The 22,496-nt window shown below is 40.6% G+C and carries 16 protein-coding genes and 3 pseudogenes; 14 read left to right on the top strand and 5 right to left on the bottom strand.

All coding sequences use genetic code 11. From position 1 onward, the window contains the following. The 6 genes from ACS8FB_RS06670 to ACS8FB_RS06645 all read left to right on the top strand — a co-directional run. Window positions 1–2,532, top strand: a 2,532-nt coding sequence (locus ACS8FB_RS06670) for a copper-transporting P-type ATPase (protein WP_439261623.1), incomplete at its 5' end; no start/stop codon positions are given. A gap of 80 nt (window positions 2,533–2,612) precedes the next feature. Next, window positions 2,613–2,897 carry a Sec-independent protein translocase subunit TatA gene (gene tatA / locus ACS8FB_RS06665; RefSeq protein WP_011959992.1) on the top strand — a complete coding sequence of 95 codons (285 nt, stop codon included), beginning with the start codon at window positions 2,613–2,615 and terminating at the stop codon, window positions 2,895–2,897. 55 nt (window positions 2,898–2,952) lie between these two features. Continuing rightward, window positions 2,953–3,339, top strand: a complete 387-nt coding sequence (gene tatB, locus ACS8FB_RS06660) for a Sec-independent protein translocase protein TatB (protein ID WP_439261622.1) — start codon at window positions 2,953–2,955, stop codon at window positions 3,337–3,339. After that, window positions 3,336–4,169 (top strand): twin-arginine translocase subunit TatC, encoded by an 834-nt coding sequence (gene tatC, locus ACS8FB_RS06655; protein WP_025645697.1) that lies wholly within the window; start codon window positions 3,336–3,338, stop codon window positions 4,167–4,169. Before tatB ends, tatC begins: the two co-directional genes overlap by 4 nt. Window positions 4,170–4,344: 175 nt before the next feature. After that, window positions 4,345–5,637, top strand: a complete 1,293-nt coding sequence (locus ACS8FB_RS06650) for an ATP-grasp domain-containing protein (RefSeq protein WP_071001775.1) — start codon at window positions 4,345–4,347, stop codon at window positions 5,635–5,637. Window positions 5,638–5,738: 101 nt separating this feature from the next. Beyond that, window positions 5,739–5,831, top strand: a complete 93-nt coding sequence (locus ACS8FB_RS06645; protein ID WP_439261621.1) for a DUF6122 family protein — start codon at window positions 5,739–5,741, stop codon at window positions 5,829–5,831. 53 nt (window positions 5,832–5,884) lie between these two features. Here ACS8FB_RS06645 and ACS8FB_RS06640 read toward each other — a convergent pair whose 3' ends face one another. After that, window positions 5,885–6,877: an IS110 family RNA-guided transposase gene (locus ACS8FB_RS06640; protein ID WP_105244335.1), complete on the bottom strand. Its 993-nt coding sequence runs from the start codon at window positions 6,875–6,877 to the stop codon at window positions 5,885–5,887. Between the two features lie 256 nt (window positions 6,878–7,133). Here ACS8FB_RS06640 and ACS8FB_RS06635 point away from each other — a divergent pair. From ACS8FB_RS06635 to ACS8FB_RS06615, 5 genes are all read left to right on the top strand, one after another. Beyond that, window positions 7,134–8,317 (top strand): IS3 family transposase gene (locus ACS8FB_RS06635; RefSeq protein ID WP_105244334.1). Its coding sequence is split into 2 segments (ribosomal slippage): window positions 7,134–7,407 and window positions 7,407–8,317, totalling 1,185 coding nucleotides; the frame shifts between segments, so codons are not numbered across the junction. Window positions 8,318–8,452: 135 nt separating this feature from the next. Further along, complete coding sequence (locus ACS8FB_RS06630; protein WP_201600860.1) at window positions 8,453–9,937, top strand: leucine-rich repeat domain-containing protein; 1,485 nt, start codon at window positions 8,453–8,455, stop codon at window positions 9,935–9,937. 440 nt (window positions 9,938–10,377) lie between these two features. Then, window positions 10,378–10,797 (top strand): hypothetical protein, encoded by a 420-nt coding sequence (locus tag ACS8FB_RS06625; protein WP_439261620.1) that lies wholly within the window; start codon window positions 10,378–10,380, stop codon window positions 10,795–10,797. Then, the gene (locus ACS8FB_RS06620; RefSeq protein WP_439261619.1) at window positions 10,797–13,121 is read left to right on the top strand and encodes a hypothetical protein; all 2,325 of its coding nucleotides are present in this window, start codon (window positions 10,797–10,799) and stop codon (window positions 13,119–13,121) included. Before ACS8FB_RS06625 ends, ACS8FB_RS06620 begins: the two co-directional genes overlap by 1 nt. Continuing rightward, window positions 13,114–16,368 carry a site-specific integrase gene (locus ACS8FB_RS06615; RefSeq protein WP_439261618.1) on the top strand — a complete coding sequence of 1,085 codons (3,255 nt, stop codon included), beginning with the start codon at window positions 13,114–13,116 and terminating at the stop codon, window positions 16,366–16,368. The genes ACS8FB_RS06620 and ACS8FB_RS06615 overlap by 8 nt, the downstream gene beginning before the upstream one ends. A 476-nt stretch (window positions 16,369–16,844) precedes the next feature. On the opposite strand, the gene ACS8FB_RS06610 is transcribed toward ACS8FB_RS06615, so the two are convergent. Continuing rightward, on the bottom strand, window positions 16,845–17,675 hold the full coding sequence (locus tag ACS8FB_RS06610; RefSeq protein ID WP_087814222.1) for a cation transporter: 831 nt from the start codon (window positions 17,673–17,675) through the stop codon (window positions 16,845–16,847). Window positions 17,676–17,751: 76 nt separating this feature from the next. Between ACS8FB_RS06610 and ACS8FB_RS06605 the strand changes: the two are divergent. Beyond that, window positions 17,752–17,826, top strand: a pseudogene (locus tag ACS8FB_RS06605) (IS1 family transposase); the annotation flags it as partial. Window positions 17,827–17,843: 17 nt separating this feature from the next. Here the strand turns inward: ACS8FB_RS06605 and ACS8FB_RS06600 are convergent. Further along, the gene (locus ACS8FB_RS06600; RefSeq protein WP_439261617.1) at window positions 17,844–18,401 is read right to left on the bottom strand and encodes a hypothetical protein; all 558 of its coding nucleotides are present in this window, start codon (window positions 18,399–18,401) and stop codon (window positions 17,844–17,846) included. Window positions 18,402–18,676: 275 nt separating this feature from the next. Next, window positions 18,677–20,032, bottom strand: a complete 1,356-nt coding sequence (locus ACS8FB_RS06595) for a serpin family protein (RefSeq protein WP_367111849.1) — start codon at window positions 20,030–20,032, stop codon at window positions 18,677–18,679. A 200-nt stretch (window positions 20,033–20,232) separates the two neighbouring features. Here ACS8FB_RS06595 and ACS8FB_RS06590 point away from each other — a divergent pair, with 200 nt between their 5' ends. Both ACS8FB_RS06590 and ACS8FB_RS06585 read left to right on the top strand, forming a co-directional pair. Further along, window positions 20,233–20,553 carry a hypothetical protein gene (locus tag ACS8FB_RS06590; RefSeq protein WP_439261616.1) on the top strand — a complete coding sequence of 107 codons (321 nt, stop codon included), beginning with the start codon at window positions 20,233–20,235 and terminating at the stop codon, window positions 20,551–20,553. A 21-nt stretch (window positions 20,554–20,574) separates the two neighbouring features. Then, window positions 20,575–21,799: pseudogene (locus tag ACS8FB_RS06585) on the top strand (IS3 family transposase). A gap of 58 nt (window positions 21,800–21,857) precedes the next feature. Here ACS8FB_RS06585 and ACS8FB_RS06580 read toward each other — a convergent pair. Next, a pseudogene (locus tag ACS8FB_RS06580) lies at window positions 21,858–22,446 on the bottom strand (transposase); the annotation flags it as partial. Window positions 22,447–22,496: the final 50 nt, after the last annotated feature.

The following is a 22,496-nucleotide window of genomic DNA, read 5'->3' as shown; positions in this document are numbered from 1 at the left end:
CCTATGCATCCAGAAGTAAGAGATGTTGAAAAAAGTGACTGCCCAATATGTGGCATGTTTCTTAAACCTGAAGACGAGGTTGCTGAATCCAACAACCATGAAGATAGTCATGCGCATTGTCATGGAGCGGATGCTAATAATAGTACTGAGTTAAAGTCTGTCGAAGGCAATAAGTACGACAAGATACCGGAAAATTATAACGGCACGATTTATATTTGTCCTATGCATCCAGAAGTAAGAGATGTTGAAAAAAGTGACTGCCCAATATGTGGCATGTTTCTTAAACCTGAAGACGAAGTTGCTAAAGATGATAGTCACGCCAGTTGTCATGGAAAGGATACTGATAGTAGCGGAGTAAAATCTGTTAAAGGCGGTAAATACGATAAAGTACCTGCTGATTACGATGGCACGGTATATACCTGTCCTATGCATCCTGAAGTGAGAGACGTTAGAAATAGCGGTTGTCCGATATGTGGTATGGCGCTTGAGCCCGAAACGCTTACTATCGGTGAAGAGGACACCTCAGAGCTTGACGACATGACTCGTCGTTTTTGGATATGTACCGTGTTGACTGTACCGCTATTAATATATGTGATGAGCGGTATGTTTGACTTAAACGTAGTTAATTTTAGTCAGTATGGTATCTCCTCAAAGATCTTACAATGGGCTGAGTTAGTGCTCGCGACCCCTGTAGTGCTTTGGGGCGCCGCCCCGTTTTTCGTCCGTGGCTGGCAGTCTATAAAAAGCCGCAATCTAAATATGTTTACCTTGATTGCGATAGGCGTAGGCGCTGCTTATATTTTTAGTATTGTCGCGACCTTTTTTCCCGATATTTTCCCAGACAGTTTCAGAGATGCCTCTGGTCAAGTCGGAGTCTACTATGAAGCGGCAGCGGTCATTGTGACCTTGGTGCTACTGGGTCAAGTATTAGAGCTCAAAGCTAGAAGTCAAACTTCAGGTGCGATTAGAGCTTTGCTTGAGCTCGCACCACCAACCGCAAGACGTGTCGATGAAAACGGTGAAGAAGTCGAAGTCTCGCTTGATGAGGTCGTCACTGGCGATAAGCTACGGGTTAAACCAGGTGAGAAACTACCCGTAGATGGTACAGTGATCGATGGTAATAGTAATGTTGATGAATCAATGGTGACGGGTGAGCCAATCCCTGTATCAAAAGTAGCAGGAGATACAGTGACTGGTGGTACGGTAAATGGCACCGGAACGCTATTGGTCGAAGCGGTCAATGTTGGAGCAGATTCGGTATTATCCAAAATTGTACAAATGGTTGCCGAAGCTCAGCGTAGCCGCGCGCCTATCCAGCGCTTGGTAGATCAAGTGGCGGGTTGGTTCGTACCTATTGTTATTGTCAGCTCTATCATAACCTTTATTGTCTGGGCAATCTTTGGCCCTGAGCCGGCTATGGCCTATGCTTTGGTTAACGCTATCGCGGTACTGATTATTGCCTGTCCTTGTGCCCTTGGTCTAGCGACGCCGATGTCTATTATGGTCGGTACTGGTAAAGGCGCGCAAAACGGCGTCCTCATCAAAAATGCTGAAGCGTTAGAGAGTATGGAAAAAGTCGATACCATTGTCGTCGACAAGACCGGAACACTGACCGCTGGTAAGCCCGAGCTTACCGCAATTGATGCGCAGGTAGGTCAAGATGAAGACGAGTTCCTCGCATTGGTAGCCTCAGTAGAAAGCGCTAGCGAGCATCCTTTAGCAGAAGCTATCGTTAGAGCAGCTCAAGAAAGATCACTCATTATTCCTAAAGCTACTGACTTTAATTCGACTACTGGCGAAGGCGTACAAGCCGTGGTCGATGGTAAGAAAGTCGCTATTGGTAACTCTAAGCTTATGGAAAGCCTAAATAGTTTTGATAATGAGCTGTCCACTAAAGCTGATGTCCGTAGAAAAGACGGTGAAACGGTAATGTTTGTGGCTATAGACGGTAAAGCTGCTGGTATTATTTCAGTTGCTGACCCTATTAAACCAAGCACTAAAGAGGCTATTTCACTGCTTCATGACGCAGGTTTAAAAGTTGTGATGCTAACCGGTGACAACGAAAAAACCGCGCAGGCAGTCGCCAATAAACTAGGTATTGATGAAGTTCATGCGGATGTCTCACCAGAGGATAAAAACCGTATCGTCAAAGAAATGCAAGACAGCGGTAAATTGGTCGCTATGGCGGGTGATGGTATCAACGACGCACCAGCGCTAGCGCAAGCTAATGTTGGTATCGCTATGGGAACCGGTACCGATGTGGCGATGGAGAGTGCGGGCATTACCCTGCTAAAAGGTGATTTAATGGGCATTGCCAAAGCTTATAAGCTTAGCCACGCCACCATGCGCAATATCAGACAGAATCTGTTTTTTGCCTTTATCTACAATGCACTTGGTGTTCCTATTGCCGCAGGTGTGCTCTATCCCATATTTGGGCTTCTGCTCAGTCCGATGATAGCAGCGGCAGCGATGAGCTTGTCGTCATTCTCGGTGATTGCTAACGCGCTGCGATTGCGCCGTTTGAAACTATAATTCTGGTACGGTAAAAAGTGTTCTAAAGCACACTGACACATACTGGTCTAAACAAGATCACAAAATATAAGGATACCGTTATGGGCAGCTTTTCTATTACACATTGGCTGATTTTATTGGTCGTAGTGGTGGTCGTATTTGGTACTGCCAAGCTTAAAAATGCAGGTAAAGATTTAGGCGGTGCGGTGAAGGGTTTTAAAGAAGCGGTCAAAGATGAAGAACCTGAGAATGCTCGCAAAAATCATGTGCTTAGCCATGAAAATAGTACGCCAGCTGCAAGTAATGATTTAAATACGCGTGTAGGTAATCAGGCTGATGATATGGAAATCAGCCCTATTTCCACTGATGACCAGCCTAAAGTATGAAGCGCGCCGCTTATAAATAGCGGCACTAAGTAGTCTATTAATATATGTGACTGTTATGTTTGATATTGGGTTTTCCGAATTACTCTTGTTTGGCGTCATTGCTTTAATCGTATTGGGCCCAGAAAAACTGCCGCAAGCCGCACGTACCGCTGGGCAATGGTATGCCAAACTGCGCCGTACAGTATCCACTCTACAATCTGAAATAGAAGCTGAGCTTGATCTAGCTGAGACACGAAAACAGATGCAAGATGAGCTGGCAAAGATTCGTCAGACCGAGTCGGATATGAAGCGCGAATTAGCAGAAATGCGTGGCAGTATGCAAAAGTTTGAGCAGTCACAGAACCAAAGCCTAGACGCTTCACATCAGTCAATCACCCCTTATGATAAAGACCATCAACAGAATACTACCTCTTCTTCAGCTATAGAGAAGGGGGATAAATGAGCTTATTTAAGCGCCAAAAAAGTCGCCAAAGAAAGTTAGCAAATACAGATGCTAAGGCGTCAGATGCTACCCATAATGTTGAGACTGATAATGTGCTGAATGTGCTTAGCGACATGCCTATTACTGAGCATTTGATTGAATTACGCAAGCATCTCATCAAAATATGCGTAGCCGTTTTGATCGTCTTCTTAGCATTGGTAGGGTTTTCGCGTGAGCTCTACAATCTTTTATCAGACCCTCTGGTTGCGCAGCTGCCTGCGAATTCGACTATGATTGCTACTGATATTACCTCGAACTTTATGGCACCTATTCGCTTGACGATTTTCGTTGCTGCCTTTGTAGTGATGCCGTATATTCTGTATCAAATTTGGTCATTTATAGCGCCTGGATTATATAAAAAAGAGAAAAAAATCACTATTCCAGTGCTGATATCTTCGATATTCCTATTTTATTCTGGTGTCGCTTTTGCCTACTTTGTGGTACTCAAAGGCGTATTGAAGTTCTTTATTTTATTCGCTCCGCAAAACGTTATACCTATGACCGATATCGACAGTTATCTGAGCTTTGCGCTAAAGTTATTTATGGTATTTGGACTCACTTTTGAGATTCCAGTGGTTACTTTATTATTGATAATGGTCGGTATCATATCCACTCAGAGTCTAGAGAGTAAGCGCCGATATATCATCGTCGGTTGTTTTGCTGTGTCAGCGGTAGTCACACCGCCCGATGGGGTGTCAATGCTATTGCTCGCGATTCCAATGTGGCTACTGTTCGAGTTAGGTTTGTTTTTAGCGAAAGTACTCATTAAAGAAGAGCGTAAAACCGTATAACCTTGCAAAGTAGCTAATTTATAAACTAGATATATTGCAAATTAAGTATCTTGCAAAATGACTATTTCGTAAAGTAACTATAAAAATAACCTTATCTTAAACATTTAAGACACTTTTTTTATTTTGGCTGTCCCCTAAACCCTATCAGTACATTCAACTTAGTAATGAGATTTAAATGGAATCCCTAATTAATAATAAAAACAAAACGAATGATAATCTGGCAAATCAGCTTAATCAAGAGTGCTATTGCCGTACTTTAGATCGTAAAGCGCTTAATAACAGCCTGCAAGATCAATTAGTAAACACAAGAGATAATCCACTAGGAGCCAATGAGCTTAATAAGCTGTTTTCAGCGACACCGGTGTTCGTCCCTAAGACAGAGATAGAAGCAATGGTGCGAATCATCGCAGCTATTGAGTCGACTGCTAGACTACCGTCATATCAACAGCAAGTACTGTCGTGGGCACCCAATATCGCGGCTTTCGATCCGGGGCCAATAGGGGCCTTTATGGGTTATGACTTTCACTTAGGGAGCGATGACCCCAAGCTTATTGAGATCAATACCAATGCTGGAGGCGCATTTTTAAACGTAGCACTTGCCCGCGCACAAAAACACTGCTGTCGCCCCTCAGAGCAAAGTGTTGCTACTACTAAAATGCTTGATGGGTTTGAAGAAGCGGTCGCTAATATGTTCATACAAGAATGGCAGCGACAATCGGCAACTAGCATGCCCAATCGCATTGCTATTGTGGATAATGAGCCCAAAAGCCAGTTCATGTATTTGGAGTTTCAGCTGGCCTGCCAACTACTTCAAGCTAAAGGCATTGATACCGTTATACTCGATCCGTCTGAGCTTAACTATGCTGATGGTGTACTGACAGCTCATAGCAAGCCCATTGATATGATCTATAATCGGTTAGTCGATTTCGCCTTTGAAAACCCCAACCACGCCGTGCTTAAAAGTGCCTATTTAGAGGGTGCGGTAGTAGTAACCCCCAATCCGCATGCCCATGCTATATTCGCTAATAAGCGCAACCTGACTTTACTATCCGATACGCAAACTTTGCAGTCGTGGGGACTAGGTGATGATGATGCAGAATATCTAAAAAAGTCAGTACCAACTACCAGAATGGTTACAAAAGAGGATGCAGCAGAATTATGGCGTACTCGGAGACAATTGTTTTTTAAGCCAGTAGCTGGTTATGGTAGTAAGGGCGTTTACCGTGGCAGCAAGATTACCCGCCGCGTATTCGAGACTATTTTAGATGAAAGCTATATTGCGCAGACCTTTATCCCTGCTACAGAGCGATCAATAAAGATTGATGATGTGGTGACGACTAGAAAGGTAGATATACGTCTTTATACCTATGCAGGACAGCTGCTACTAACTGCTGGGCGTATCTATCAAGGCCAAGCGACTAACTTTCGCACACCAGGGGGTGGCTTTGCGCCTGTTTTTCAAGTCTGAACATAGCATGAACATGTAGCTTTGGCTTCTTAAGTAACGTTTACTAGTTTAATTATTCTGCATACCAACTTATCAATAAAACATCATGCTGAATTGGAAAGATGATGATCCAAACCGTTATCCACTACTTCCTGCATTTTGGCATGCCGTTGATTATTGCCTATACTTTTTTTCGTGATGATTACAAACTGTAGTGGCATAATGAAATAGGACAGTAGATAAGAGATACCATCTTAAAAAAGCCAAATCAAGCACTAATTAGCTCAACTTTTGCTTGGTAAGACTGCTGATGTTTAATCACACCGAAACAGATATGCACAAGCTTGCGCATCGCTGCACAGACAGCCTGCATTTTGCACTTACCATTAGCAAGCAGTCGCTCATACTGCGCCTTAATATCAGGATTATGCTTAATGGCGACTAGCGCTGGCATATACAGTTTGGCTCTGATATCACTTGAGCCATTCTTTGCTAAGCGAGACTTGCCTTTAAATAGCCCTGATTCACTATGTTTGGGAACTAAGCCTAAAAAGGCGGCCATTTGTGACGCTTGACTAAACTGCTTATTATGCATCAGCGACACCATCTGCTTTGAGACAACAGGGCCGACGCCTTTAATAGTTTGTAGTAGAGTCTGATCTTGCTTTAAATTGTGATGATGATCGATATGGTCATCAATATCACCATTGAGCTTAACAATAGCGGCTTGCAAAGAGGCTATCATATGCTCAATAGAAGCTTTAACGATAGGAGCGGTGTCTGTGGCCTGCGCTTTTTCCAATCGATTCAGCTCACGTTGTAAGTCTTCTTGTAGTGCGTCTAAGCGCGACAATAATGACTTGAGGTGACGCGCCTCTGCTGGCGGCGGTGTCCATAATTTAGGCTTAGCACTATAGGTGTAGCGGGCTAATAACATACTGTCTTTTTTATCCGTCTTGTTGCGACTTCCTAAACTAGCAGCATAGCTTTTGATATAAGCAGGATTGATAATACTGACGTTAAGACCTTTATCAAATAGGTAGTAGGCGATGTTCTCGTGATAGACTCCTGTGGCCTCGACCGTGATGTGAATATTACTTAAGTCGTCAGTGATGTTAGCAATGAGCCAGTTGATAAGAGCAGCGTAGTCACTGTAATCATTTTTAAAGACTTTGGTTTTAAATTTGAGATTATCAGTGGCTTTGAGCCAGGCGATATCTAGCTTGTTTTTACTGACGTCTATGCCGATATAGTGTGTCATCTTATTGTCTTCCCTTGTCTATACAGTGTCACTCATGACACCTTGGTAGATGGCGAGGCACTTGGATACCATTCAGAATATGAAGATGATGGGATGAGCATTGGGCATAATCTCTTACACAGTGTCTAGGCACTAAGGTTATACTCATACTCTCAATGCTCATGAATAATTACTTTATTTTATCAACTTTCGTTGGCAGTATTAAGCGGTTATTCAAGATACAAGGTTATACTATCACCAAGACTGGAGAGAAGATATGACCACCAAACGCGGACGCTACAGCCAAGAATTTAAGCTAGAAGCCATTAAACTGGTTGAAGATCAAGGCAGGAAGATACCAGAAGTAGCCAACTCATTAGGTATCGGCAAAACCACCTTAGAGAATTGGGTATATAAATACCGTAAAGAACAGCAAGGTGTCATGCCATCAGAAGGCAAAGCCCTAACGCCTGAATTACGGCGTATACAAGAGCTTGAAAAACAGGTCAAACAGCTTAAGATGGAGCGAGATATATTAAAAAAGGCATCTGCTCTGCTAGCCCAAGACAATCTCAGCGTCTATCGCTAATAACCAAGCTTGCAGAGCATCATAAGCATATTAGCAAACACAAGCTATGTGAACTGTTTGGGGTTGTTAGAAGCAGCTATTACAACAGTACTAAATCTAGGTCTATAGACATTGAACTTATAAGGCTCAAAGCCTTAATCAGAGAAGTATTTGAGCAGTCAAATGGCTCGGCTGGTGCAAGGACGGTATCTGCTATCGTCACGCATCAACATGACATTAAACTCACACGCTACAGAGCAGGTAAGCTGATGGCACAAATGGGGTTGATTAGTCGACAGATAAAATCACATAAGTACAGGCGTTGTGAAAAATTCCATAAAGTTTATGGAAACATACTAGACCGTCAGTTTGCGCCCACTGCACCAAACCAAGTGTGGACAGGTGATGTTACTTATATTCGTATCAAAGGCGGATGGTGTTATTTAGCCATCGTTATGGATTTATATGCTCGACGTATTGTTGGTTTTGCCTTGTCAGATAGCCCGAATACCCAGCTGACCACATCTGCACTAAAAATGGCATATCACATAAGACTTGAGCCTAAAGGCGTGCTGTTTCATTCAGATCAAGGCAGTCATTATACCAGTGAAGAGTATGCTAAATGCGTAGCCAAGTGCAATGGTATGTCGCATAGTATGAGCCGACGAGGCAACTGTTGGGACAATGCACCTACAGAGAGGTTCTTTAGAAGCTTTAAGACAGAGTGGATGCCAAAAAACGGCTATGACAATATTGATGAGGCTCGGCAGGCAGTAAATGATTATATTTGGGGCTATTATCAAAGTGTAAGACCACACAGCTTTAATGAGTATTTAACACCGAGCGAGAAAGAGAGGCTTTATTTCAACAAAAACCTCTTAAGTACTGTCTAAAAATATTTGACCACTACAATTTAGCTAAAGACTATCTCGACTATGTGTAGCATAGGGCTGCATAAACCTATGTCAGGATACTAACGTTATTCTGGCATAAGAAAAATAGTTCAAGTTGTTATAAGGAATAAAGCTATGAATCCAAACAATAATAACTACCATCAGGACATTCATCAGTCTGATACTTCTAATAAAACATTAAATACTAATGACAACTGGATTGAGAAAATATGGGCGTGGGCAGATGAGTTTGAGCTCAAGCATTCTGAAATTCCTCGTAATAAAGAATCACTGTTAGCCCTAAAAAAGCTAGAGATCTTAGAGCCTGAACATGATGAGCAACACTCAAAAGACGTCTATAGAATAGCCTATCTACCCGATGAGCTTACCAACCTTACAAATCTAGTAGATATAACTATCAGTGGCATATGTTCAAGTCATTTACTGCCCAATATCGGTAAGCTCACTAATCTAACCAAACTGTCTATTAGTCACTCTAAACTTGTCGCATTACCTGAGAGCATCGGGCAACTGAGTTATCTTACTGAACTCTTTATTGATCAAAGTGAACTCGAAGCGCTACCTGATAGTATTGGACAACTTCATAACCTTACTAAGATGTTCATTGGTCGCTGTCAGATTCAATGTTTACCTGACAGCATTGGACAGCTTACTAAGCTTACGGTACTTGATATAGTTCACTGTGAGATTGAAGAACTGCCTGACAGCATAGGGCAGCTTATTAACCTCGCTAAGCTTTTTATTAGTTATTGCCCGCTCAAGCACTTGCCTGACAGCATAGGGCAACTCAAAAATTTAAATGACCTTGATCTTATTAACTGTGATCTCAAAGACCTACCTAGTAGTATTGGACAGCTTACCAACCTCAACAAGCTTTATATTAATCGTTGTCGTATTAAAGAGTTGCCCGCCAGCGTTGGACAACTGAGCAGTCTTACAGAGCTTTTTATTACTCATTGTGAGCTTGAAGAGCTACCTGATAGCATAGGCCAGCTTTTGAGCTTAACTCACCTTGACCTGCTTCACCTTGAACTAACGGAGCTACCCGATAGCTTTGGACACCTCATTAACCTTGCTGAGCTTAATATTATCAACTGTAAACTTAAAGTATTGCCTGATAGCATCGGACAGCTCGTTAACTTAACTAAGCTCAATTTTAATCACTCTAAGCTTGAAGTCCTACCTGATAGCATAGGGCAGCTTATTAGCTTAACTGAGCTTTTTATTAGTCATGGCAAGTTTGACAAGCTACCTGATAGCGTAGGTCAACTTACTAATCTAGAGAAGCTTTATATTAACCATTGTAGCCTCAAAGAGCTGCCTGAAATCATAGGGCAACTTAAGAGTCTGACTGAGTTTTTTATCAGTTATTGTAAATTGGGCAAGCTACCTAATAGTATTGGTGAGCTTAATAATCTTGTTAAGCTTGAGCTTGTTTATTGTAATCTTAGAAACCTGCCAGATAATTTTACACAGCTGAATAGTTTGAGATGTATCAATCTTACTGGTAATCCTCTTGATAGGCTTTCTCCGAGGGTGAAATGTTATTTACGTTCTATTGATACAGTCTACGGTTGGGATAAACAATCATACTCTTAGCGGTCGTGCGATATTCACATCATACTCTTAGCAAACTTCAAACCCTAATATTAACAACCTCACCTGAGTAAAATATCAAACCCCAAGTTTAACCTTCTCACCTAATAAAAGTATAAAAATCAATAACCTCTTAAAGCTATATTCTTTATAGTTTCAAGAGGTTTTTTTATGCCTAAAATAATACTAACTGCTTAATAATACTAATTATTTTACGATGTTAAGCCCCACAACACTAAAGCGTTTGACACCTAAGTGATTATTGGATAACATGAATTATATTCACTATTATTGTATAAATGATGAAAAATAATAAACTCAAGGTTGGGCAAAAACTTGCTAACCCCAGTAAGGATAATTTGTATGTACATCCGTATGCTAGAGCTGCTTTATGTATTTGGCAGAGATTGAGACCTAAGACTACTTATATCAATACGAAGTTTTTGAATAACTTCTACCGTCCACCACTGCGCTTGGTTGATGGAGGGGACGATGCTTTTTATTTCTTTAATGACTTCCAAAGAGTCGATCAGGTTTTAAGGTTCGAGAGTGATAGCGATTACCCATGTTTAATAATCCCTGAAAGTATTAAAGACATTCAGCAGCTGGCATGGATGGAGGTTATAGATTTGATGTTCTTGAAAGGTATTCACCATCCTGATTTGTTTAAAGCGCTTAAAAGTACTGCGCCTCAAAGCGTCATATGCCAGCTAATGGGTATTAGATATCTGACTGTAAAAAGCTATTGCCATTTTGCAGGTATTAGCCAGAGTAGTTATGAATATGGCCAATGTAAATTTGCACTAGAAGAGCGTGTTCTAGGTATCCCTCAAAGTATGAGCTGGTTGAGTGGTGCACCCTAATGAATATAAAGAAATTTGATAACAACGAATTAAAAGTGGTTTTTGATCAGTTAATACCACTTGATTCACCGTACTGTATAAAAGTACAAAACCTGATTATTAATACTCTTTATATTAGTCCAGGCTTTTGCCTGCATATTGGTGAGCAAGCCAACATAGATATGCCAGTATTTACATCGTCTGAATGTGAAGCTATCGCCAGGAAAGTCGTCAAAGAGAAAAAGATTGAAGATTGGGCAGTTACTTATATGCTGGTCTTGTTTTACCAGAGGTATGGTCAAGTACATACTGATGATGGAGCATGGCAATTTATGAGTGCATATCTGCAAATAATTATTATGATTGCTATACGTAAGGATGACCACTCTGCCAAAGTCAGTCAGCTCAGTGTGCGTCTAAGGATGGGCTTAAAGGACAATAACCCACAATCTGAGATTGTTAAAAAACTGATTGATATCCATGCACAAGATACTTCACTGACAAATGTACTAGCGGTTTTACGTCAATATGAAGCCCAGATAAGAGATGATGAAGAGTCAGGCAAAGTGGTTAATCAAAAGTTGGCTGGTAAAATTGGTCAAATAAGACTTGCCTATGAAGTGGTTGCAGAGAACAAAGCGTTTGTAGGTAAAACTTATACCAACTCACAAAACAATGAGCTTAGTAAAGAACACGCTAATAAGCGATACTTTAATAGTGCTGATGAGCTAATACGAGTCACAATATTTGGCAGATTCCATAAAAATGATAACGTGGCGGACGCTGAGAATATTGCTGATGATGACCCGCCTGCGCTCTTAGATAATGATTTTAAGCCTTCCAGGACAACCGCTAAATCCTCAGAATTACAGCAATGGAAGCTAAAAAACAACTATCGACATGCCCGCCGTAATCAGTTTCATTTTCCTACCAATCTACGTCAACTAAGCCTACTGAGCTATCAAATGCTATTTGCTCGGGTGTGGCAGTTTTTTACCGTTGTTAGCTATAAACAGCGTCAGGTTTATGCGGTCATATTACTATCACTATTAAGTGGTCGGAAGATCCAAGATGTGATTTATGAGCTAGAATTGGATAAAAGTCAGCGCAAGTGGTTGAGTCATGAGAGCGGTTCGGCTGCTGATAGTTATGCTATAAGTAATACTATCAACGTAACTTCAAATCGTAGAAGCCACTTATTGCCGCATCGTCAAAGCCATGATAGTGAATTTAAATTACCTCTGCCAGCTAGACTGCAAGCAGTTATTGAAAATAAGTTTTTGGTAAATAGTAATGAGGTCTCTGAAGTGCTAGCAAGCTTAAAAACGCAACTAGAGCTACCAGTGTTATCTAATCAGCATATTGACGCTTGTTTATATACAGTTATAAAGAATGAGCTGCAAGAACCATTACATGCCGACATGATTACTGGGGTTGATGTGAAACACAGCTCGCCTTTGTACTACACCAGTATTGAGACGATAAGCTTAGAGAAGACCTACTACAGCGCTATATGTTTATTGACCGAATACTGTACTGTGGACAGCCAAGGTGAGCTGCGACAGCTTAGTATGTCTAGCACGAAAAGTAATCGTTATAAAAAATATGTCGGTAGTGACATGACCTTAAATACTGATATCTGCCAAAGATTTTTTGATGAGCTTGCTGAGGCAGCTGAGAGTTATAACGGTCGATTAAAGCGGAACGTAAGCATAAGGCAGGACCGTTATATTGAGCAGTTTAATGCTTATGGTGTCTGGCTATGGCACATCATCTTTATTCAGACTGGGATTAGACCCGTAAAGCATGCACCTGGGCTTTTAAATCAATTTGATTTTAGGCAGCGGCTGTTATGGGTGTCGGATAAAGAAGAGCGTCATGGACAAGGGCAGGGAAGGCTTATTCCTCTTAGTGATTTCTTAATCACAGCCATTCAGAATTATATTGAATATATCAAGCAATTTGCGGTCATGCATAATTCTATATATCCCAATGATCAATTTCCTATAAATAAAATTTTGAGCTCTAGTCAGCCGCTCATTCAGCTATTTAGCCAAAATCCCAAAGGGTTTACCGGTATTACGCCTAGTAAGGTTCGCTATCAGATAAAACATTTTTTTAGTCACCAAGATAATTGGCTAAGACATCAATTACGTTCACTACTAACGAATAGGTCTCCTGAGCATTTGATCTGCGCCTTATATGGTCATGAACATCCCGATCAGGAGGCTATGCATCCAATGTCGTCATTATCCATTAATGAGCTAAAAGAATTATCCGCTGACTTAGATAAAGTTGCTATTCAGCTTAACCTACGACAAGTTGAGGTGAATATATATGGATAATGCGGTTGCCCATCAGTTAAGAGAAGAAAATAAAAGTAAAAGTCATGAAGCTATCAAAAATGAGGCTAAGGTTTTGATAGCTTCGTATGTTGATGACAATCACATACTCACAGGAACAGACCTAACTGAATACTATCAAACCATTGGTAGCATACTTGAGGTGCATTTTGATACTGCGCATAGCTATCACTTAGCCAGACAAGGATTTTTAGAATACATACGGAGTTATAACAAATCTCATGAACTGAGTATGGATGAACCAGTTGTGCCAGTCATAGCAGAGCGTGATCATTTAACAATATCCTATGATTGGATGGTAAGTGGTGCTCAAGTAAGCCTTGCTAGCCAGCAAATAATTGAGATATGGCAACGGAAAAGAAGGTTCTCAAACAATGATTTGATTGAGTCAGTGCTCTACTGTAGCGTGATGTATGGGGGATTGAATGACATAGATGTGTTAAAAGCACTGTATCAATGGCTCCTAGGCGAACGTGAGATATATCAATTGCAGCTACCAGCAACTGATGAGTTATCAGGTTCAGGTGTCAGTAGCGAGAGTTTGGCGCTAATCTTGCTCAGTATTGATGATGAAAGTTACGGTTGTTCTTATACGCAAGCTCATACTTCAGAGGATATATCTGCTACAAGCTTACAGCGCTATGTAGAGTACGTACCTGATGATATGACACTTTGCTTCTTATATGCGCTAAAAGATAAAAAGTTAAAAAAAGAAGGTGTGAAATCGTTTGAAACCATTGTTGATGATATTTGTAAGAAGCTAAAACTACAGAATAAAGATAAAAATAAACCACATTTATCACAGTTAGTAAAATACGCTGACTATCATTGGCGGCAGATGAAGGGTGCCGATATAGATAGTGCGCTCACTGTTGTTAGACAGGGCAAGATTAAAACGACGGGCTTAACCACAAATAAGCTTATTAGTTATAATCAAGAGGTGTTTAAATCAAACCCACAGCCGCTTACTTGGTCAGAGTTATTTATAGCAAGTTATTCAGAATCAGACAAAAAAAGTACCAATAGTAGGGAGTATCCAAGCTTTAGCAAGAATCTGATTAAAGAGGTTCAAGATGCCCTTAAAGGCAGTAAAGCATCCGCTATTATACAAGTAGAGCTGTTACAGCAGGAGTTTACTCAACCTAATGCTACGCGTCTTTTAGGATGGGTCAATAGCTTGTTGAGTGATAGTAATAACAGGTTAGATACCATCAGTAAATATCTGGGATGTATTGGTCGGGATTGGCTGATGCTAACAATGGATGAGAATCTTGATGAATGGTCTGGTGAGGACTTTGAAGCTGTATATGAGGAGATCATTCAAAGTAAGATTAAGGATGGAAGAAAGCAGTCTATTTTAAACAAAGACTCAGTCTTTAATGAAGTCAATCTAGATACGGATGATGATTTAGTTGGCTGTGCAGACGATGTGTTAAGTCAAGGTAGTCTCAATATCTTGAATAATGAGCATCTAAAGAAAAATAAAGTTTCATATCTGGATAAGCTCAAAGATACTCAAAAATTTACTTATGGCAGACTACGAGCTTTCCATGATTATCAGCGAGCGCACTATAATGCGCCATTTGTGTATTTCCCGTGGGGTAATAAACGCCAAGTGGTAAATGCGAACATGATATCACCTCGGATATATCATGCGATGAAAGAGTATCTGGTCAACTCGGATTTAGACGATGAACAGAAAAACCTGTGCTTAGTAGTCTTAAGTCTTGCGTATCGAACAGGGTTGCGAATTAAAGAACTTATCGGTGTTAAAGTTCGTGATATAGCTGACATCTATATTGATGAACATGGACAACGAATAGAGCAGCCGCAAATATGGTTAAGACCAAATCGCTATCGGAGATTGAAAAGTAGCAGCGCAAGCCGCCTTATACCCATTAACTGCCTACTTAAGAAAGACGAGTTAAAACAATTTACTCAGTTATATCGTCAGCAGAAAAGGTTGAAGCGTCGTTACTTGTTTTCTCAAGGTTCAGGTGATCAGCCGTTACCCAGTGTGATTTTCAGTAATCTCATGAAGTTAATTTGGGACAGATTGCTAGGAGAGCACGATTTCACATTTCACAGCTTTAGGCATACTGCGATTAGTCAGCTGGCGTTAGTACTAAGTAAGTCGCCATTGGCACAGGTGATGACTGATTATGATAATGAGCAGTGCGAAAAAGTAATAAAAGGGGTCCTTGGCTATCACAAGGAACAAGGATCCTGGTTTGGACTGGCCAGCTTTGCAGGACATTTAACGTGCGACACAACCTTCGAGCATTATATTCATACTGCTCATCTGCTGGCAGGGGAGCGGCTGAGTAATGCTTGCTTGGAGCTACCTATAACAGTTTTAGAGTTAATAACAGATCTAGATTACTCTGCTATCTATAGACAAGACAAAACTGCTTATGATGCAACGACAAAGACTGTGCAATTAAATAAGATAAGACCATATTTCCTTAAAAAAACGGCTGTTAATAAAACACCATTATTTAAGAATGCAGATGAACCTGATAGCAATGCTAGCCAGCCACTGTTAAATAGTAGTTTGAATGAATTGAAAGAGTCGAATACAAATTCAATTTTTATTCACCCTAAATATGCGGACGTCATAGGTTTTCTAGAGGAGCTGCAGGAGTTAAAAGAAAACTCTCGAGATGAGCTGTTACCTGAAGTTGCTATTAGACATGGTATAAGTCTAAATGAATCTAAATGTTTATACTTGCGCGCTAGTCAGCTGTTCGACGATGACAGGCTATTACTAGGTAGGCCTAAAGGTAGTAAGAATCAGGAAGTAATCATTAGAGCATTAGATAGGGCATATCAGATGTCTATAAAGGATCCTGAGAAGTTGAGAGTATTTATTGAGATATTTGCGCATAAGCATAACTTAAATAACTCATCGATCCATTTTGGTATTAAGGAGACCCAGATTGAGATGCTACAGAGTTTTATGCTAGTAGGTTGTCAGCTTATTGATGCCAATCATTGGCAAGTTAGGACATATAGTGAGCAAGTTGTAAGTGATGTTAAAAAAGACTTAGGTCTGAACAGCTCAATACGTGTCGGTGCACGTGAGAGTTTTCATGGCTATGAGGTAAGGGTAGTACAGAAAAAACGTAAACACTCTGACAAAAACTTGGCTACCACTAATCACTATTATGCGTCATCGGGGGTGCTTAAATATCTAGGATATCTGTTGATGGTGTTGGTGGGTTTTTAAAGTCTATAGAGTTTATTTGGTTTATATATGCAAATGAGACCATCCCGAATTCTGTGTAACTGCCGTTTAGATTAAATGCTTACACAAAATTTAGGAAGGTCTCTGAAAATTAACCACCTGACACAACTCGTCACCTACTAACAGATCTTGGCGGTCATAAAAGTTGCCCCAACGCTTATAATTATTATCCGTTCTCGACTCAGGGTTATAAGTAATGGCGATGTAGGTTTGAATTTTATTAGTGTCCTAAATTAGTTGACCACCACCAGATTCTTATCAAAGACTTCATCATCTATTATTCGCCAAACGGCAACTTGCTGATGGTCTTTGGTGGTGACTAGATTTAAAGTTTGTTCAATCATTGCTTGAGGTCTCATATCCTTATGATGTTTATTTGCTTCAAACCCAGTTACTTTACACTTAGCGGTTTAATTAAGCTACTTACTTGAGCTATTTGCTTCAGTTATTAGGCTTGGCTACTTACTCAACTTCAATATTCTAAAGGCGCCCTGAATAACTAAAGCAAATACGATGCTACCAATAATCAAATCAGGCGTACTAGAGTGTAACCAATTAACCAAAATCCCTGCAACAATTACCCCTAAATTGATAATCACATCGTTTGAAGTGAAAATCATACTGGCTTGCATATGGGCTTCTTCTTTGCTTTTCGATTTTTGTAGTAAATAGAGGCAAATCGAGTTTGCAATTAGCGCAAGAATCGATATGACTATCATGGTAGAAAAGTCAGGTAATTGCTCATTGCCAAAGAAACGTCTTAGTACTTCTAAAAAACCAAGAATCGCTAGCGTAATTTGAAAATATCCGGCAATTCTAGCAATCCGTTTTTTCTTAATGACCGTTCCACCGACCGCAAATAAGCTAATTCCGTACACGAAGCTATCTGCTAACATATCTAAGCTGTCGGCGACCAACCCCATCGAACGAGAAATCAGTCCCGTGCTCATTTCAATAATAAAGAAAGCAAAGTTAATGACCAGCACTATCCATAGTAGCTTTCTTTGCTCAGCATCTTTTTTGTGACTAGAGTCAGCATCAATTTTAAAATTATTGTTGGGATCAGAGGGGTCAATGGTTTCGGTCGAGAGTAGGGTGTCTCCTAATTTTAGGTCATGAATAGCAGTCTCTATCCCTTCTATATTGTCATGATGAAACACAGTTAATTGACGGTTAGGAATGTCGAACTCAAGATGTTCAATATTCGAGTGGCCCTCTAATTTCATTCGGATTAGGTTTTCCTCCGAAGGGCAGTCCATCTTCGATATTTTAAAAGTTGTTTTATTCATAGCTACATTTATATCCGGGTGGTGGTTCAAAAAGTAGGCTGAAAAAAAACAGGCTGAGAAATTGATAAATAGTGAAATGCAAATGACACTATACATCAAATGCCCAGCCTGTCTAAGTGACAATATAAAGAAAAATGGTTTCAAAAGCTATACCCAATAAAATTATCCTCAATCCATTAATCTCAACCCTGTTCCACCAACTTCCCAGTATTCATCAGCTTTGCAACGATCTGGTACAGGGGTATATGGTCTACTACTTGAAAAATATTTTCCGAAATCTCTTATAGTCTCACGACCACTCATTTCTACATAATCACCATCACGATAAGTCTTGTTGTTGACTTCTATCGCTTGTCCATCTTCAATAAACTTTGATCCTTCAGGGAAGATAGGCATACTTGCAAAATCATCTTCAGCTGTAGACGCAGGATAACGGTCTTTAGGGTAGGTCAGAGTAACACAGCCGTTTCTGATAGTTAGTCTACCTTCATTACATGCTTCATATTCTGTAACAATGTCGCTTCTAGCATTACCGTTTTTATCTATCATGTAGACTTTTCCGTAGTTCGGTAACGGAAAATCTGAATCTCTGCTAGATAAATTATTTTCGTTTACTTTTGAATCCTTAACCGAAGTTCGCTCATCAGTATCAATTTCCTGAATATTATTTTGACATCCCGTTGTTAATAGAGAAATTAAGACAAATATTGGTATAACACATTTCATTTTTCAGTATCCATAACAAAGGGTTAAGTTCCATATCATTTATACGAACAATTAGAGTATAAACTGCACCTAGACAAAAATTCCGATCGCCTATAGTTTTACGCATAAAAACATCATTATATGTACCTAGGAATGTACACTGTGGCTATTTTAATAACTAAAACCTCTGATATAAATACCTCACAGCCAAAGGTTCAAGTCCTCACTAGGGAACCGAACCAGTTAGAGCGCCTGATTGGTTCACAATAGGCATACCCTTATTGAGCTGTTTCCTACTAAAGTTTATTTACCTGCCCTAAGAACAATATAGCATCGGTTTTATTGTCCTTAATCATAAATATAAACGGATGATTAGCCTCAAACTCAGCGTTGTATGAAGCAGACGTCACATCTATAACAATGGCTGTAGCCGCAGCCGCTACCGTACCTTTCTCATCAACCTCAACCACCGCTTTATGAATAACAGAGTCCACTACTAACGGCAATCTTTCATTGAATAAGCTGAAATCAGCACGGCTATCAAATGCTATCGGCATACCCATCTTGGTTAGTAGCGACTCCATCTGATAATTTTCTTCTAATTTAAATTTCGGTAAATATAAGGAAATTTCTTTTTTCTCTAACGTTTCAGTCCATCGGCTAACTTGAGTAGTATTTAAATTCTTAACTAGATTTTGCATAGCAACAGCATCTTTTGATTTTGGTAAGACTACTAGCATCGATAACTCATCGCCCTTGTAGGGTAATTGCAGGACTTGTACTTGCTCATCTTCTACATAACCGAAAGTATCTGTCTCATACATCATATTGATATCAGTCGTTGTGCCATCAAGATTATAAAAAGGTTGAACCCAATTTCTGACTGAAAGCGGCTTTTTCCAATCACCTTTAAAATAGACCGCATTGGTCAATACCGTAGCAGTGCTAGGATCAATACTACCACTTGGTAGCAGCTCAAGAATCATCTGCTTGGTATGTTTGGCAATAGTCTTATTGATAGTCTGACGTGATGGCTCGGGACTGTTCTTGAAATCAAGATTGGTGACTTGACCGCCATAATAACGTTTTACGGTATCCAAATAAGTTTGATTGGGACTCAAGCCTTGACGCATCCACAAGTCATTAACCGTGCTTAACTCATGATTTGGATTGGGTTTATTAAATTGATTGTATAGCGCTGCGCTATTGGGGTTAAGGATAGCTGATGTCGGATAATGAAAGGTCTTTTGAATTTGTTGCTTCGTTTCCCCTTCTGCTGCGGTATAGAGCATTGCCATTGCAGTAGACAAGCTATAGGGTGAGAAAAAGACATTTTTATCTAATTGTTTTGGCTGCTTATTTATTTGCTGATATAGCTCAATAGCAAACTGGTTATTGGCACTAACCACTTGAGAGATACCATCTGCTGTCGCAGCAGAGTCGTCAGCAGCGACATAATCCTTATCAGTCTTTGGGGGCGAAGCGTTCTCAGTCTTGCTTGCTATAGGTTTATTATTCACTACCTGCATCGGCTGGCTATTAATAAGACTGCTATTACAACCGCTCATGGCGATTAAGCTGCCCAAAGCAAACATACCCATAATGAGCTTACTTGTAGACTTTTCATAAACGTATTGATTATTACCTTTCACGATTTTGTATCCTTTCAAAACTCGAATGATATTCTAAGTATATATAAAGGTTTGGCTCAATCCAGTAAACATATGCTAATACTAATTGGAGCATATCTGTGAGCACAATATTTAACTACACGGACCTGCTATAAATAACGCTAACTTACAGCCAAAGATTCAAGTCCTCACTAGGACGCCAACCCCATACAGACTATCAAATGAAAAACCAATCTAAAAAAGTTGCATCAACACAAAAAACACCCATTTATACGAAATTTGGCATAGCGATTATAGTTATGCTCGTAAGTATATATATATTTAACCCAGACATACTTCTTAAGGGAACTGTCTCTCTAGTGACAGGTCTTGTTTTTATAATAATTAGTATTATCAATTTAATTAGAAGAATTGAATATGATATTGTCACTATACTGGTTGGCATATATCTTCTTATAACAGGTGCAAATACTTTTTTCTCTCTTGAACTTAGCTATATGAGCTATGCTGAAGAAACCGTAGAGGTAAACTTGGTAAACTAAGCGTATTAATCGGAGTTTATCATGACCAAGAAAGTAAGAACCTACAGTGACGAATTTAAAGCCGAGGCCGTCAAGAAGATATCAGACAATAATGGCAATATCTCAGCCACTGCAAAGCAGCTTGGCATTGCCATGCACACGCTCTCAAATTGGCATAACAAAGCCAATCAAGGCAAGCTTGTCGGCACAGAGCAATACGATCCTGATCTTATGAGTGCTCTTCAAGAAATAAAGCAGCTCAAGCGGCAGCTCAAAGTGGCTGAAGAGGAACGCGAAATACTAAATGAGGAGGGATAAAGCGAAGCACTGCTTCGCCCCGACGCAAGGGGAGAGCTATGCTCGAGTTGGCGACGGCGTACTTCGCGAAAAACAGTTAGTAAAGTACGCCTTTATCAAAGACAACCAGCAAATCTTTAGCATCAGTAGGATGTGCCGCGTACTTAGCGTTAAACCATCAAGCTACTACGACTGGCTGAGTCGTGATATCAGCTGTCAGCAGGTACATCGCAACCAGTCTGAATTACTGGTTAAAGCGGCTCACAATGAAACGAAAGAACGTTATGGCGCAGATCGACTGCATGCTCATCTAAGCGAGCAAGGCCATAACATTAGCCTGTATATGGTAAGAAGCATCAAAGAGCAACACGGCATTAAATGTCGTCGTCATAAGCGCTTTAAAGTCACCACTGACTCTAATCATCACAAACTGGTCTATCCAAACGTGCTCGATCAGAAGTTTGACACCAGTCGCCCTAACCAAGCATGGGTAAGCGACATCACCTATATCTGGACACATGAGGGCTGGTTGTATTTAGCGGGAGTCAAAGACTTATATACCAAAGAGCTGGTCGGCTATGCGATCAACAAACGCATGACCGCAGATTTGGTCTGTCGCGCATTGAACATGGCCATCAGGAATAAACGTCCAAGCAAAGGGCTAATCGTTCATTCAGACAGAGGCAGCCAGTATTGCAGCCATGCCTACCACAAGACCATTAGGCAGCATCAATTTATAGGCTCAATGAGCGGCAAAGGCAACTGTTTCGATAACGCTCTGATAGAAAGCTTCTGGGGCACATTAAAGAATGAGCTGGTATATCATCAAGACTATAAAACAAGGTTCACAGCCATCAATGATATTATCAGTTATATCGAGCTGTACTACAATCAGACTAGAATTCAAAAGGGTTTGGGCTATCAATCGCCAAGACAGGTGTGGTTTGATTATTATCGTCAGGCTGCGTAATTAAAATCTCCCAAGTTTATGTGTACGGATTTGACGGCAGGGGTCACTGCTTGTCCTGACGAACTTTGACGACAATGCAGTCTAAGTAGACGATAGGATAGACGCTGCTCAGTGGCCGGTTCTGCCAAGCGGTGATGTCATCTAAGATATTATCCGTGACTCTGGAAACCAAGCTGCTTGAGATGTCGACATCGTAGAGCTCTTTGATGCTCTCTACAATCTCGGTGGTGGTTTGACCTTTGGCGTATGAGCGAGGATCAGCAAGTGTCTGGGAGACACTTGCCCGAAGCGCAAGACGTAAGGCTAAGCCTGTAGTGAAATATGATTTTGTCATCAAGACCTGAAATACGGGTTTGATGCTTACTGACAAGTACAGGCTCAAAGCTACTGTCGCGGTCTCTGGGGGTGGAGATCTCAAGCTCGCCTGTGTCGCTACGGACTCTCTTTTTAGTGTGCCCATTGCGCTTATTAGGCCTGTCTGCCTTTTCATGCTTGGGGTAGCCGAGATGCTCTTCCATTTCTGCTTCTAGGGCAGTGTCGATGAAGGACTGCATGAGCTGCTTTTGAAAGTCTTTGATGTCATCGAAGACTTTCATGCTGCTGGCCATTTGCTCAGCCAGTTTCTTGATGTCAGATTGGTTAGTCATTGCTTATTCTCCTGTTAGTGGATTATAAGCAGTTACACACTTTTTAGGAA

This window comes from Psychrobacter sp. 1U1 (assembly GCF_051847535.1).
Classification (GTDB): Bacteria; Pseudomonadota; Gammaproteobacteria; order Pseudomonadales; family Moraxellaceae; genus Psychrobacter; species Psychrobacter saeujeotis.
Note: the sequence above shows the minus strand (reverse complement) of the source record. Positions and strands in the feature narration are given on the sequence as shown.